The sequence below is a fragment of the Hymenobacter saemangeumensis genome, from assembly GCF_039541835.1.
In the GTDB taxonomy this organism is placed as follows: domain Bacteria; phylum Bacteroidota; class Bacteroidia; order Cytophagales; family Hymenobacteraceae; genus Hymenobacter; species Hymenobacter saemangeumensis.
The window spans coordinates 1-13,729 of sequence record NZ_BAABGZ010000073.1; the positions used below are offsets into that span (position 1 = coordinate 1).

Annotated in this window: 10 protein-coding genes; 6 read left to right on the plus strand and 4 right to left on the minus strand. The window is 60.4% G+C overall.

Annotated features, from left to right (window positions below; genetic code table 11):
- The first annotated feature begins 185 nt into the window (after positions 1–185).
- The 6 genes from uvrA (at position 186) to prmA (ending at position 9,250) form a co-directional block, all read left to right on the plus strand.
- Positions 186–3,074 carry an excinuclease ABC subunit UvrA gene (gene uvrA / locus ABD919_RS17775; RefSeq protein ID WP_345237397.1) on the plus strand — a complete coding sequence of 963 codons (2,889 nt, stop codon included), beginning with the start codon at positions 186–188 and terminating at the stop codon, positions 3,072–3,074.
- Between the two features lie 130 nt (positions 3,075–3,204).
- Positions 3,205–4,035 (plus strand): hypothetical protein, encoded by an 831-nt coding sequence (locus ABD919_RS17780; protein ID WP_345237398.1) that lies wholly within the window; start codon positions 3,205–3,207, stop codon positions 4,033–4,035.
- A gap of 93 nt (positions 4,036–4,128) precedes the next feature.
- Positions 4,129–4,896: a triose-phosphate isomerase gene (gene tpiA, locus ABD919_RS17785; RefSeq protein ID WP_345237399.1), complete on the plus strand. Its 768-nt coding sequence runs from the start codon at positions 4,129–4,131 to the stop codon at positions 4,894–4,896.
- Between the two features lie 272 nt (positions 4,897–5,168).
- Positions 5,169–7,742: an erythromycin esterase family protein gene (locus ABD919_RS17790; RefSeq protein ID WP_345237400.1), complete on the plus strand. Its 2,574-nt coding sequence runs from the start codon at positions 5,169–5,171 to the stop codon at positions 7,740–7,742.
- A 227-nt stretch (positions 7,743–7,969) separates the two neighbouring features.
- Complete coding sequence (locus tag ABD919_RS17795; protein ID WP_345237401.1) at positions 7,970–8,326, plus strand: 7(1) septoil knot domain-containing protein; 357 nt, start codon at positions 7,970–7,972, stop codon at positions 8,324–8,326.
- A gap of 93 nt (positions 8,327–8,419) precedes the next feature.
- A complete protein-coding gene (gene prmA, locus ABD919_RS17800) occupies positions 8,420–9,250 on the plus strand; it encodes a 50S ribosomal protein L11 methyltransferase (RefSeq protein ID WP_345237402.1) in 831 nt (276 codons plus the stop codon).
- A 91-nt stretch (positions 9,251–9,341) separates the two neighbouring features.
- Here the strand turns inward: prmA and ABD919_RS17805 are convergent, their stop codons facing one another.
- From ABD919_RS17805 to ABD919_RS17820, 4 genes are all read right to left on the minus strand, one after another.
- Positions 9,342–10,157: an HNH endonuclease family protein gene (locus ABD919_RS17805; protein ID WP_345237403.1), complete on the minus strand. Its 816-nt coding sequence runs from the start codon at positions 10,155–10,157 to the stop codon at positions 9,342–9,344.
- Positions 10,154–11,443, minus strand: coding sequence for an AAA family ATPase (locus tag ABD919_RS17810; RefSeq protein ID WP_345237404.1), 1,290 nt, complete (start codon positions 11,441–11,443; stop codon positions 10,154–10,156). The genes ABD919_RS17805 and ABD919_RS17810 overlap by 4 nt, the downstream gene beginning before the upstream one ends.
- Before the next feature lie 121 nt (positions 11,444–11,564).
- On the minus strand, positions 11,565–12,323 hold the full coding sequence (locus tag ABD919_RS17815) for a LytR/AlgR family response regulator transcription factor (protein WP_345237462.1): 759 nt from the start codon (positions 12,321–12,323) through the stop codon (positions 11,565–11,567).
- Positions 12,320–13,438: a sensor histidine kinase gene (locus ABD919_RS17820; protein WP_345237405.1), complete on the minus strand. Its 1,119-nt coding sequence runs from the start codon at positions 13,436–13,438 to the stop codon at positions 12,320–12,322. Before ABD919_RS17820 ends, ABD919_RS17815 begins: the two co-directional genes overlap by 4 nt.
- Positions 13,439–13,729: the final 291 nt, after the last annotated feature.

The following is a 13,729-nucleotide window of genomic DNA, read 5'->3' on the forward strand; positions in this document are numbered from 1 at the left end:
CTGGCTGGCTTGGCACTGGCTCGCCTTTACCGTCCTGTTGCTGCGCAAAATCGCCCCAACCCCGACTTCCTAAACAGCTTCTATAGTAGAAAGTATTCCTTTTGCCTGGCAGGCAGCCGTACTTTCGTAGTCTGGTTTCCACCCCCGCCGAAACCTTCCGCCCGCCTCCCGCTGTTAGTCTTTTCATGCCCAAAAACTCTGCTCTGCAAGTAGGCGCGCCCGCCGCCGACCCCATCGACCAGCTCGACCCCCGCGAATTTATTCTCATCAAAAACGCGCGGGTGCACAACCTGAAAAACCTGAGCGTGGCCCTGCCCCGCAACCAGTTTATCGTAGTGACGGGCCTGAGCGGCTCGGGCAAGTCCAGCCTGGCCTTTGATACGCTGTATGCTGAGGGCCAGCGCATGTACGTGGAAAGCCTTAGCTCCTACGCCCGCCAGTTCCTGGGCCGCATGGACAAGCCCGACGTGGACTACATCCGGGGCATCTCGCCAGCCATTGCCATCGAGCAGAAGGTGAGCATCAAGAACAACCGCTCGACGGTGGGCACCAGCACCGAGATTTACGACTATCTCAAGCTGCTCTTCGCCCGCGTGGGCCGCACCTACTCGCCTGTCAGCGGCGAGCAGGTGCGCAAAGACAACGTAGCCGACGTGGTCGACTTCCTGGGCGGCCTGCCCGAAGGCAGCCGCGCTATGATTCTGGCCCCGCTGCAGCCGGCCGAAAAAGGCCGCCCCATGAGCAAGGAGCTGGATTTGCTGCTGCAGAAAGGCTACAGCCGCGTGGTGGTAGATGGCGAAACCTCCTTCATCGAAGACCTGATAGGGGAGGGCAAGCCCGAAGTGAAGGGCGACGTGTACATCATGGTAGACCGCGCCGTGCTGAAGCCCGGCGACGAAGACCTGCTGTTCCGCCTGTCCGACTCGGTGCAGACGGCTTTCTTTGAGGGCCATGGTGCCTTAGTTGTCCGTTGTCAGTTGCCAGTTGTCAGTTCGGATAAGAGCCTGACAACTGACAACGAGCAACTGACAACTAATAGAACCTTCTCCGATAAGTTTGAGCTGGATGGCCAGGTGTTTGAGGAGCCCAGCGTCAACTTCTTCTCCTTCAACAACCCTTACGGCGCCTGTCAGACCTGCGAGGGCTTCGGCTCGGTGCTGGGCATTGATGAAGACCTGGTGATTCCCGACAAGAGCCTGACGGTGTATGAGGGGGCCATTGCCCCCTGGCGCACCGAAAAGCAGGGTGAGTGGCTCAAGCCCCTGCTCAAAAACGGCATCCGCTTCGACTTCCCCATTCACCGCCCCTACAACGAGCTGAGCGAGGCCGAGCAGCGCCTGCTCTGGACCGGCAACAAGTACTTCGAAGGCCTCAACGCCTACTTCAAGTGGGTGAGCGAGCAAACCCACAAGATTCAGTACCGCGTGCTGCAGAGCCGCTACCGGGGTCGTACCACCTGCCCCGACTGCCGGGGAACCCGCCTGCGCAAAGATGCCCAGTACGTGAAAATCGATGGCCGCAGCATTGCCGACCTGGTGCTGCTGCCCATCGCGGAGGCCGAGCAGTTCTTCCACAACATGAGCCTGAGCGAGCACGAAGCCAAGATTGCCGAGCGCCTCGTGACGGAAATCACCAACCGCCTGAGCTACCTCAACCGCGTGGGCCTGGGCTACCTCACCCTCAACCGCCTGAGCAACACGCTCTCCGGCGGCGAAAGCCAGCGCATCTCCCTGGCTACCTCCCTGGGCTCGGCCCTGGTGGGCTCCATGTACGTGCTCGACGAGCCCAGCATCGGCCTGCACCCCAAAGATGCCGAGCAGCTCATCGGCGTGCTGCGCTCCCTGCAGCAGCTCGGCAACACCGTGGTGGTGGTGGAGCACGAGGAAAAGATGATGGAAGCCGCCGACCAGATTATCGACATCGGCCCCGAAGCCGGCAGCGGCGGTGGCAACCTGATGTTCCAGGGCAGCTACGACGAGCTGCTGCGCGACACCGAAACCTACACCGGGCAGTACCTGAGCGGCCGCATGGAGGTGGCCGTGCCCCGGGTGCGCCGCCCCTGGCGCAATGCCCTGGAGCTGACCGGCGCCCGCGAAAACAACCTCAAAAACGTGAGCGTGAAGTTTCCGCTGGGCGTGATGACGGTGGTGACGGGCGTGTCCGGCTCGGGCAAATCCACGCTCATCCGCCGCATCCTGGCGCCGGCCCTGATGAAGCAGCTGGGCGGCGGCGCCGGCGAAAGCACGGGCAAGTTCGACAAGCTGACCGGCGTGCAGGGCCAGGTGTCGCACGTGGAGTTCGTCGACCAGAACCCCATCGGCAAGTCGTCGCGCTCCAACCCCGTGACGTACGTGAAGGCCTACGACACCATCCGCAGCCTGTTTGCCGAGCAGCCCCTGGCCAAGGCCCGCGGCCTCAAGCCTTCGCACTTCTCCTTCAACATCGAAGGGGGGCGCTGCGAGGTGTGCCAGGGCGAAGGCCAGGTGAAGATTGAGATGCAGTTTATGGCCGACATCTACCTGACTTGCGAAAGCTGCGGCGGCCGCAAGTTCAAGCAGGACGTGCTCGACATCAAGTTTCAGGACAAAGGCATCGACGAAGTGCTGGAGCTGACCGTGTCCGACGCCGTGGAGTTTTTCAAAAGCCAGCCCAAGGTGGCCGAGCGCCTCAAGCCCCTCGAAGACGTGGGCCTGGGCTACATCCGCCTGGGGCAGTCGGCCAACACCCTTTCCGGCGGCGAAGCCCAGCGCGTGAAGCTGGCCAGCTTCCTCACCAAAGGCGCCACCCTGCAGCAGGATAAAATCCTGTTCATCTTCGACGAGCCCAGCACCGGCCTGCACTTCCACGACATCAGCAAGCTGCTCACGGCCCTGAACGCGCTGGTGGAGCAGGGCAACTCCGTGCTCATCATCGAGCACAACATGGACATCATCAAGTGCGCCGACTGGCTTATTGACCTCGGCCCCGAGGGCGGCCTCAACGGCGGGCACCTGCTGTTTGAGGGCACGCCCGAGCAGATGGTGGCGTTGAAAGACAGCAACCACACGGCTCGGTTTCTGGCCGAGAAGCTCTGAAAACCGTTGGGCAAATAGCCCCGCACCGGGGTTTTAGTGCCTGAAAAATGAATCCATCAGCCACATTTAATGCGTAGGTTGCAGTCCTTTTCCTGTTTACTTACAATATAATCAGTTTCTTCTGCAAGAAATGACGGACCAAAATTCTGTAGCTCAACCTCTTTGGCGCTGGCTGGCTGCCCTGGCTGTTCTGGTGAACATTGCGGTAAGCTATTTTTCCAACACCCGGCAGTTCAACGGGCAGTCCATGGGCGAGGTATCCGCTAAGTACACCACGCTGCTGACTCCGGCCGGCTATGCCTTCAGCATCTGGGGCCTCATTTTCTTTTCTTTGTTGGTGTATGCGGTATGGCAGCTGCTGCCGGGGCAGCGGGCCAATCCGCTGCCGGATGAAGTGGCCAAGCCCCTGCTGGTGGCCAACCTCGGCTGCGCGGCCTGGGTGCTGCTGTTTGCGCACGAACAGATACTGGCTTCGGTGCTGACCATGCTGGCTATCCTGGCAGCTACGGTACTGGCCTACGGCACGGCCCGCGACCTGATACGCCTGCAGGGGGTGGCGCCGCGCTGGGTAAGCATCCCTTTCGCCCTGTTCCTGGGCTGGATTCTGGTGGCCAGCGTGCTCAACATTGCCATTGGCCTGCACGTAGCCGGGCTGGATGTAAGCCTGGAGCTTTCGACCATGATGGCCTACGGCGTGCTGGCCTTAATGCTGGGGTTGGTGCTGGTTCTGACTCGGGTGTTCCAGGAGCGCACGCTGCCACTGGTGGCCGCCTGGGCGCTGGTAGGCATCTGGGTGGCCCGTCTCAGCGAACACCCCGACCTGGCCTGGGTGGCGATGGCAGGGGCCGTGGTGGTGGCTATTCTGGGGCTGGTGCTGGCCCAGCAGGGCCGCAAGCTGCAGCCCTGGGAAGTAGCGTCGGCCGCCGCCGCGGAGGCGGCCCGGCAGCAGGCGTCACACTAGCCGGCCCGCTCCCAGGCATGGGCGCTGGCGTTGCCTGCTGGTTTGCCTGTTAGCTTTGTGCAGTCAATTCTTACACGTTTACTGCTCTCGCTTATGCGCCAAAACCTTGTTGCCGGCAACTGGAAAATGAACATGACTTACCAGGACGGCCTCGCCCTGGTGTCGGAAATCACCAACATGGTGGCCGATGAAGTCGCCGCCCCCAACGCGCCGCAGGTGGTTATCTGCCCGCCCTTTCCCTTGCTGCACGGCATCGGCAAGCTGTTGCCCCAGGGCTCGCGCTTCCACCTGGGTGCCCAGAACTGCCACCACAAGGAAAGTGGCGCCTACACCGGCGAAGTGTCGGCTAAGCTGCTCGCTTCTATTGGCTGCGAGTATGTCATTCTGGGCCACTCCGAGCGCCGCCAGTACTTCCGCGAAGACGACGAGCTCCTGGGCCAGAAGCTGAAAGCTGCCCTGGCCGCCGGCCTCAAGCCCATCTTCTGCGTAGGCGAGTCGCTGGATACCCGCGAGATGAACGAAACCTTCGACTTCATCGGCAAGCAGCTGCAGGATGGCCTGTTCCACCTCAGCAACGAGGAGTTCGACCAGGTAACCATCGCCTACGAGCCCATCTGGGCCATCGGCACCGGCAAAACCGCCAGCAGCGACCAGGCCCAGGAAGTGCACGCCTTCATCCGGGAGCGCATCGCCCGCGCCTACGACGCCGAAGCCGCCCTGAACACCACCATCCTGTACGGCGGCTCGGCCAACGCCCAGAACGCCCGGGAGCTGTTTGCCAAGCCCGACGTGGATGGCGGCCTCATCGGCGGCGCCTCGCTGAAGTCGCGTGACTTCACCGAAATTATTAAGTCGTTTTAATGGATTTGCTTTTTAGATAGCACACCCGCAAATTTTTAATTTGTATTGTATTTTATGACAATATAAATTTTAAATCGCGAGCCCAAGGCGAGAGTTGAAAGTTAAAAGCTGGTGAACCTGCTTTTTAACTTTCAACTCTCGCCTTTTTTGCTCTGGTACTAAACCAGGAACGGTTATAGGGATGGCATAAGGCACGCCGTTTTTTTAACCCTGCCCGCAAGGAGGGCCGCCTATCTTTCAGGCACTATTGAATTCGTTTTTCATCTACAGTGATGCCTGTTTCCCTTCGTTGGCTGTTGTTGAGCCTGTTTTGCGGCCGTCTGCTGAGTGCCTCGGCCCAGCCCGCCACGGCACCGCTGCCTATTCATCCCATCCGTAGCATCAGCCCCAGCGACAGCAGCTTTGCGGACCTGGAGTTTCTGACTCAGGAGATAGGCAGCGCCCGGGTTGTGATGCTGGGCGAGCCCACCCACGGCGAAGGCACGGTGTTCGAAGCCAAGGTGCGGCTGATGCGGTTTCTGCAGCGGCGGATGGGCTTCACCACCGTGGCCTTCGAAAGCGGCCTGTATGAGCTGGACCTGGCCCAGCGCCGCATTGAGGCTGGTACCAAGGTGCAGGAAGCGCTCGAAAGCAGCGTGTTTGGGGTCTGGACCGGCACCCGGGAGTTTCAGCAAGTGCTGCCCCTGCTGGGCCGGCGTGGCCTGCGGGTAGCCGGCTTCGACTACCAGCTCAGCGGCAGCTACCAGGACGAGCTGCTGGACGAGCTCGAAGCCTTCCTGAAGCCGGAAAAAGGGGCCGACGGCATTGCCTACGACTACCTCGACGAGTGCCTGAGCACCATGGGGGAGAGCTTCCTGTTTCCGCCCTCCCACCAGCTGGCTCTGTTCGAGCTGCAGCTTGGCAAGGCCCGGCGCCTGCTCGAAAAGGTGGCGGCCGGCACCAGCCCGCTTCGCCAGGAGCGGGCCCGCTTCTGGCTGCAAACCCTGCGCAGCCTGCAGGCCCTGGCCCGCGACTACGCCCACAACGACCCCGGCACGAAAGGGGAAGCGGAGTTCAAAGCCACCGACAGCAACCCCCGCGATGCGCAGATGGCCGACAACCTCTTATGGTACCTGCGGCAGCATCCCAAGGAAAAGGTCATCTGCTGGGGCGCCCTGCCGCATCTCTCTAATAAAGCCGAGGTGCTGGACAACGCCGAAATCCAGACCTACCGCCCCATGGGCCGGGCCGTGAAAGCCGCCCTGGGGCCCGACGCGGTGTATGTGCTCGGTACCCTGGCCGGTGGTGGCACCCACGGGTTTCCAAACTATGGAGGCTACCAGCCAGTACCCGCGCCCGCGGTCGGCAGCCTGGAAGCCGAGCTGCTGGCCAGCGGAAATGACTACTGCTTTGTAAGCCTCAAGCACGACGCTCCCGGCCGGCCGCTGACCACCTATGCCTTTGAATATACACCCTTCACCGGCCCCTGGAGCGAGGTAGTGGACGGCTTCCTGTTTCTGAAAACCGTTGCTCCGCCCCACGGGGCAGTGCCCGCCTCTACCGAGCCAGAAGTAGCTGCGGCACCAGCCCCTGCGCCCCGGCGGCCGGGCCGCCCGCAGCCCGCCCCGGTGCTCTCCCGCCCGTCCGGCCAGCTGCTGATGCTCAGCGGTGCGGTGGCCGACCGTAAGACTACCCGGCCGGTGCCCTTCGCTACGGTGGCCGTGCCCGGGCGGGGCGTCGGTACGGTAGCCGATGCCCAGGGCCGCTTTCAGCTGGCCGTGCGCCGGGGCGAAACCCTGCAGGTAAGCAGCATTGGCTACGAGCCCGAGCTGCTGCCGGCTCCCGGGGCAGAAAGCCCGTTGAGCGTGCAGCTGGCGCCGGCCTCCTTCACCCTGGCCAACGTTCAGGTGAGCGGCCGGTCGCTGGACCCGCGGCGGATTATGAAAAACGTTATCCGGAACGCCACTGCCAACTACGAGCAGCAGCAGGACCACGCCGCCCAGGTGTACTCGCGCCGCCGGCTCATTAGCTTCGACACCTTGCGCCACGAGGTAGAGTACCTCAGCCATATCCTTCACCCCGCAGGCTTTCGCGAGTGGATGGGAGGGTTTCTGATGCTGGGACCGCAGGAAACCCATAAGGTGCTGGAGTCCCACGTAGTGGTGCCGGCGCCCCGGCCCCTGCGCCAAGCCGATTACTCCCAGGGCGGACACGGCTTCTACACGGCCGGAGCCGACCCGGTGCGCATCTCGCCACTTTTCAAAGCCAAAACCGTAGGGCGGTATGCGCTGACGCTGGACAGCATCGAGCACCGGGATGGCGAAACGTTCTACATCCTGCGCTTCGCCGCCAAGCGGCCCAGCAAACGGGTTACGGGCATGTACCTCACCGGCGGGTACTCCGGCCGAATCTACGTGCGGGAGCAGGACTACGCCGTGGTACGCTACGAGGCGCTCTGGATACAGGATACCCTGATGTGGAACTCCACGGCCCGCAAGTACTACGGGCGCCCCGTTATAACCGCCCGCCTGTACTCGCAGGTGTTTTCCGACAACCGCAAGGCCCACGTAGTCACCTACCGCAAGGGCGACAATGGGCGCTACCACATCAGCACCAGCGTGGCCCAAAACCTGACGGCGGGCCGCATGCTGGGCGGCAATGCTTTCTACAGCCAGGCTTCCTGCGAGGAGTTCTTTAGCCCCCTTCCGGCCGGGGCCCCGGTTCCGGACTCAGTGAAAGAGCCGGAGCTGGCCAGGGGGGAAATCAGCCAGCTGCTGCAAGCCAGCTACCGGCCCGATTTCTGGAACAGCTACCAACGTCCCTTACCTGGGGAGCCGGTGCCGTCGCTGAAGGCCAGCAAGCGCTGAGCGGTACGCGGCACCCAGGAGCAGCCCCCAGCAGGTCGGAATCTAGGGCCGATAGTATCTTTGGCCTGGTCAACCAGCATGAACGAAGCCGGGGCATCGCGCTGTTCCTCATCACTGGTTGCAAGGCATAGCTGAACGCCGCGCCCCATTTATCCTAGAGTTATATCCCAGACCGCCTCCCATTATAATTTATAATTCATAATTCAAAATTTATAATTCAAAAAGCCATGCTTTCCTTTATCCTCACTGCGTTGCTGGCCTTTAGCCCCGCCAAAGCGCCGGTAGCGGCCCCGGCCGGCTCCCTGGAGCCTTGCCGCATCTTCGGCTCGGTGTACCTCGAAACCGACCCCAGCCGGCGCAGCTACTGCTTCGGCACGGTGTACGTGGAGCCGGAAGAAGCCTTCGCCAGCCTGGTGGTGTTCAAGGAAAGCAACAAGCTGTTTGCCGACAAAGCCGGCCTCTGGGCCGATGCCCCCAACCGCGAGTTTGCCGACTACGTGCTGTTCGTCACCCCCGACCGCGGCAAGGCCGACTTCGCCATTCACTACACCAAAGTGCGCTCCTTCGCCGGATGCCGCAATTAGGTCTTAGGGACTTAGGTTTTAGGAATTAGGTGGCAATCAGCCCTTGATTATTAAAACCTAATCCCTAAGACCTAAGTCCCTAACACCTAACTCATGGACTTTATTGAACTGACCGTTCAGGCCCCGCGTGAGCTGGCCGACATCCTGGTGGCCGAGCTGGCCGAAGTAGGCTTCGACACCTTCGAAGACAACGACGAGGGCTTTTGCGCCTACACCACCGAAGACGTATTCAACCCCGATGCGGTGGCCGAAATCATGGCCCGCTACCTGGGCCTGGGCGAGCTGAACTACTCGCACCGCGTCATCACCCGCCAGAACTGGAATGCCGAGTGGGAAAAGAACTTTCAACCCCTGGTGATTGCCGATAAGGTGTCGGTGCGGGCGCCGTTCCACCCCAAGCCCGAAGGCGTGGAGTATGACATCGTAATCATGCCGCGCATGTCGTTCGGCACCGGCCACCACGAAACCACGGCGCTGATGCTGGAAAACCAGCTGGGCGTAGACCACCAGGGCAAGCGCGTGCTGGACATGGGCTGCGGCACGGGCATCCTGGCCATCATGGCCGAAATGCTGGGTGCCCGCGAGGTGCTGGCTGTGGACGTAGAGCCCTGGACGGTAGAAAACGCCCGCGACAACGCCGCCGAAAACAGCTGCCGCGTCATCGAGTGCCGCCTGGGTGGCGTCGAAACCCTGGCCGACGAAGCTCCCTTCGACCTCATCCTGGCCAACATCAACCGCAACGTGCTGCTCGAAGACATGCATGAGTACGCCCGCCTGCTGCCCGCCGGCTGCCCCATCCTGTTCAGCGGCTTCTATGAGGAGGACCTGGACAAAATCACCGCCGAAGCCCAGCGGCAGAACCTGGAATACCAGCGCCACACCACCCTGCGCAGCTGGGTGTCGGCGCTGTTTATCAAAAAGTAAAAGCCTGGTAAGTAAGGGACAGGGTAGGTTCATGCGTTCCTTGCGCATGAACCTACCCTGTTTTGTTGATTATCGTCGGTTAAGACATGGCTTAGCTGGGCTTGATAATCGTGTCGAAGTAGCGAATCATGCCGGCAAATGGTGCGCTTGCATCTTTCATTCGCTGCACCTGAAGCGCAAAGCCCGCGGCCAAAGGTTGTGGAAGCTGCGCGTAAGTGGCAAGTTTACTCACCTCGAATATTTTATAAACCTGGTATCGGAGGGCTGCTAACTCCTTGCGCTGCAGGCCGTAGCAGTCTTTTATAGCCTTAAATACGGGGCCAGCGCTGGGGTGGTTTGGGTTTGGTAGAATATCTACTTCCCCCAGTACATCATCGGCTTTCCATATAAAAAAAGGCTCTGGGTCGGTATCGTAAGGATTGGGCAACTCGGCTTGCTCCGAGGCGAATGCAGCTTGAAACTCATCAAGCAAAGCTTGCCCGGCCAAGGGGTCGACCCCCAGTTCACCTTCTTTTACCTGCAGCAGGTCAGGGCCGGTCCATGGGGAGGCCCCTACGGGGAATTTATTGCCTTTGTGCTTTTGATTACAAATTTGACAGGAATAAAGGTAATTGTCGTAGCAGTAAGCCAGCCACCAATACACCGATTTAGGCCTGAAGTGCTCCACGTCGCCATGAGCTACGGCATTGGTCGGGGCTTCACAATAGGCGCATTTGCCAAACGACTCCTTTATTAATTGGGGCTTGGCTTTTTTCCAGTATTTGCTGTTGAAAATATAGTTCATTTTTCCCTTGCTATCGGGTTGAACCAGCCGGGCCATCTCAATCAGCTCCCGTTCCCGCGCGAGCCGAATGGAACCGTGGTACTCAGCTGGAACGGCCTTGCGGTTACGTTGTAGCCTAATCATATGCCCTTTTTGCTTAGTTCTTTGGCTAATTCGTTCATGAGAACCATCTGTTCCTTGCTGACTAAAGCATTAGGGTAATCGGCCGCAGTAGGCAGCACCCTGATGTCATCGGAAAGCTCCCGCATTTTCTTGCGTTCGCTGGGGGAGAGCTTTGGCTTGTTTCGTAAGGCACGGTAAGCATTCTTGCGTTCTACCGCTACGAGCGATTCGTCTGTCTCCACGCCAAAGGCATCGGATAGCATGAGCTGGTGCAGAAGCATTTTCTGGGGGTCACCATAAAAAGGTACCAGCTCCACGTTGTCAGTTGCGGCTGACCGCTGCAAGCTGTACAGTTCGCCTTCGGCAGCTTGCTGTGCCGTCAGCGGCGAATGCGTGGTAGCGACAATTTGGAAATTGGGAAGCTTGCTTTTCAGGAAATTAAGCAAGTGCCGCTGCCAGACTGGATGAATATGCAAATCCACTTCATCGATAAGCAACAAGCCCCGAGCATTAAGCGGCATTTTGTAATCGTGAAACGAGCTGGAAATACGATAGAGCAAATCGCCAATCCAAGCTGTCATGTTCTGATAGCCGTCGCTGAGCAGATGCAAGGGCACTATTCCGTCGGTAGACTCAAAAAGCAATTGCTTTTTTGCTTTGTTGATTGAGTGAAATCTAACTCCGGGTAAAAGTCCTTCTAACGACTCGCGAATAATATCCAGTCCTTCGGTAGTGGAATCAGTCTGATAATGCAGGTCAATGGCCCAGGCCGTTAGCGGATTGAGTTCGGCGTCGTTTCTGAATAGCGTAGACACGTTGTTAGCACGGGCACTTTGAAAAGTGCCGCGCTGTGAAAACCAGGCATTTTCGCCCGTGTTGAGGCGACGCGACGCTCCATACCCCACTACGAAGTAATTGCGTTCGGCGTGTTCGAGCGCAGCTTCTAGCAGGTTAATGGATTCAGCATTGTTGCTTATAACATCCTTGAGCGAGTTGCCGCGATTGAGTTCTAAGCGAAGCGGGCGCGGTTCCCCGTCTTTGGTAGTCAGAACTGCCTCCAGTACGCATTGCTTGGCCGTGTTGCGAATCCATTCATCCGCATTGCCCAGCAACTCGCCGAGGGCGCTGCTGCCCGCCGTTAGCAGCGCAATGGCGCGGAGCAGGCTGCTCTTGCCCGTGCCGTTCTGCCCAAGCAGTAGCGTCTGTTTGCGGGTGACTAATTGCCCGGCCTTGCCTTCCTGGGTAAAATCAATGGACAAGTCTCCAATGGAGCGCATGTCTTTTATTGATAGAGAGCGTAAAAACATACAGGTTGGTTGAGTAAAGCCGAAAAATAATCTTTTTGACTGACATCGCCAACCTCGTTTGAAGTCAGGCTATAAGCTCGGGTTTAAGCAATGCAGTGTCAGCAGTAGGCTTCCGGTTTTCTTACTTCCACTTGCTGAAAAACTGGTCAAAGGTTTCGCGGTAGCCGTCGCTGACGGGGATGGTTTCGCCTTTAATCTGGACGGTACCGCGGCCAATGGCCTGGATGTGGTCGAGGCCGATGATGTAGGAGCGGTGAATGCGCATAAACTGGCGGCCGGGCAGCTTTTCTTCCATGCTGCGCAGGCTGGTGAGCGAGAGCAGCGGGCGCGGCTGGCTGGCCAGGTGCACCTTCACGTAGTCTTTGAGGCCTTCCACGTACAGGATGTCGGCTATGGCGACGCGCACCAGCTGGTATTCCACTTTCAGGTAGATGTGGTCGTTGGCCGAGTCGGCCGGGGCGGGGAGCGGAGCTGCCGCCGGGGTGGGCGCCGCCGGAGAGGTGCCGGCCTGCTTCAGCTCAAAAAACGCTTTGGCCTTGAGGGCAGCCCGCAGAAACTCCTCGTAGTTGAAGGGCTTGAGCAGGTAGTCGAGGGCATCGACGCGGAAGCCTTCGAGGGCGTACTGGTTGAAGGCCGTGGTGAAGATGACGCGCTGCTGCCCGCTCTGAATGACGCGGGCCAGCTCCAGCCCGCTCAGGTCGGGCATCTTGATGTCGAGAAACAGCAGCTGCACCTCGGGGTGCTCGTGCAGGGCACGCAGGGCGGCCACGGCGCTTTCGTAGCGGCCCACCAGCTCCAGGAAAGGGGTTTGGTTGATGAAGGAGCAGACCAGGCCCAGGGCCAGGGGCTCGTCGTCGACGGCAATGCAGCGAATGGTCAGGGGAGCAGGTTCAGGCTGAGACATACTTCGTAGTCGCCGGCGGTGGTGCGCTCGGTCACGGTAAGGGTGTGGCGGTTAAAATACAGCAATTCCAGGCGGCGCTGGGTGTTCACCAGGCCGATGCCGCCGGGCTCGTCGTCCTCGTCGGGCCGCTCGGCAAACAAGGTGTTGCGCACCAGCAGCTCCACGCTGTCGTGGGTAGGCTGGCGCAGGCTGATGTAGATGGTGCTGGGCGCGGTGGCGCTCACGCCGTGCTTAAAGGCATTTTCCACGAAGGTGAGCAGAATCATGGGCGCGATGGGCTGGTCGGGCCGCGGCGGGTCGGGGGCGTGAAACTCCACCGTCACGCGGCTGCTCAGGCGCAGGTGCATGAGCTGGATGTAGTCGCGCATGAAGTTGATTTCCTGGCTTAGGCGGGTGGTGCCGGCCGGCGTTTCATACAGCACGTAGCGCATCATGCGCGAGAGCCGGTGCAGGGCGGCCCGGGCCTGCTCGCCGTCGATGTGGGTGAGGGCGTAGATGTTGTTGAGGGTGTTGAAGAAGAAGTGCGGGTTTATCTGAGCCTTGAGCAGGCTCAGCTCGGTGGCTACCTGCTGACGCTCCAGCTCCAGGCGGATTTCGGCGTCGCGCTGGGCCCGGCTCATGGCGGCCAGGCTGCTGGCAATGCCCAGCACCATCAGGGCCATGAGCAGGATGCCGGGGTTGAGCAGGCCGCCGCCTTCTTCTTCGGGGCCGGGCTGCAGGTGGGGGCGCGGCGCACACCAGGGGTTGGGTGGGTTCAGGGCGGCTTCGCGGGCCCGGGCCACCAGCTCCGGCACGTGCAGGCGCAGCTCTACCTGCTGGTGTACAAACAGCACCAGCAGCACGGCCGCGGCATTCAGCCCCACAAAAGCCAGGGCCTGGCGGCGGTGCAGCAGGCGCGGCACGGCCCACTGGGTGTTCAGGTAAAACAGCGCGGCCAGCAGGGCGAATACCACGCCCTGCTTTACCCAGAACTCCGGCGGCTTGGGCCCCGGGTAGTCGGGTTGCTGGGCAATGAGCAGCACGGCTACCAGCCCCCAGACCAGGGCATGCAGCAGCCAGGTGGAAGCAGCGCGGAATAAAGAGGGAGGCACAAAAAGCAGAATGTGAGGGAAAGGCCTGCAAGCTACTGAACGCCTGCCTGCAAGAGCCGGCCAAACGTCGGGTGGCCTGTTTTCAACGCCCAACCCGGCAAGCTGGTCGATGCCGTGCTTCTGCCTGCTGCAGCCAGCAGGCCCGGCTGTAGTGGGCGGGCAGAAGCTGCCAACGGGCGGCTTCCCCTCCTTGCCTGTCGATTGCAATTGCAGATTAGTAGAGGGCCCCAGGACATTTGGGCTAAGTAGCCAGGCTGGCTCCCTGGCCGGCCTTTGGTTTTCCTTCTTAAT

Coding starts and splice junctions, on each gene's coding strand:
- ABD919_RS17780 (WP_345237398.1), top strand. CDS start 3,205: ATGACGGACCAAAATTCTGTAGCTCAACCTCTTTGGCGCTGGCTGGCT.
- ABD919_RS17805 (WP_345237403.1), bottom strand. CDS start 10,157: ATGATTAGGCTACAACGTAACCGCAAGGCCGTTCCAGCTGAGTACCAC.
- uvrA (WP_345237397.1), top strand. CDS start 186: ATGCCCAAAAACTCTGCTCTGCAAGTAGGCGCGCCCGCCGCCGACCCC.
- ABD919_RS17795 (WP_345237401.1), top strand. CDS start 7,970: ATGCTTTCCTTTATCCTCACTGCGTTGCTGGCCTTTAGCCCCGCCAAA.
- tpiA (WP_345237399.1), top strand. CDS start 4,129: ATGCGCCAAAACCTTGTTGCCGGCAACTGGAAAATGAACATGACTTAC.
- ABD919_RS17790 (WP_345237400.1), top strand. CDS start 5,169: ATGCCTGTTTCCCTTCGTTGGCTGTTGTTGAGCCTGTTTTGCGGCCGT.
- ABD919_RS17810 (WP_345237404.1), bottom strand. CDS start 11,443: ATGTTTTTACGCTCTCTATCAATAAAAGACATGCGCTCCATTGGAGAC.
- prmA (WP_345237402.1), top strand. CDS start 8,420: ATGGACTTTATTGAACTGACCGTTCAGGCCCCGCGTGAGCTGGCCGAC.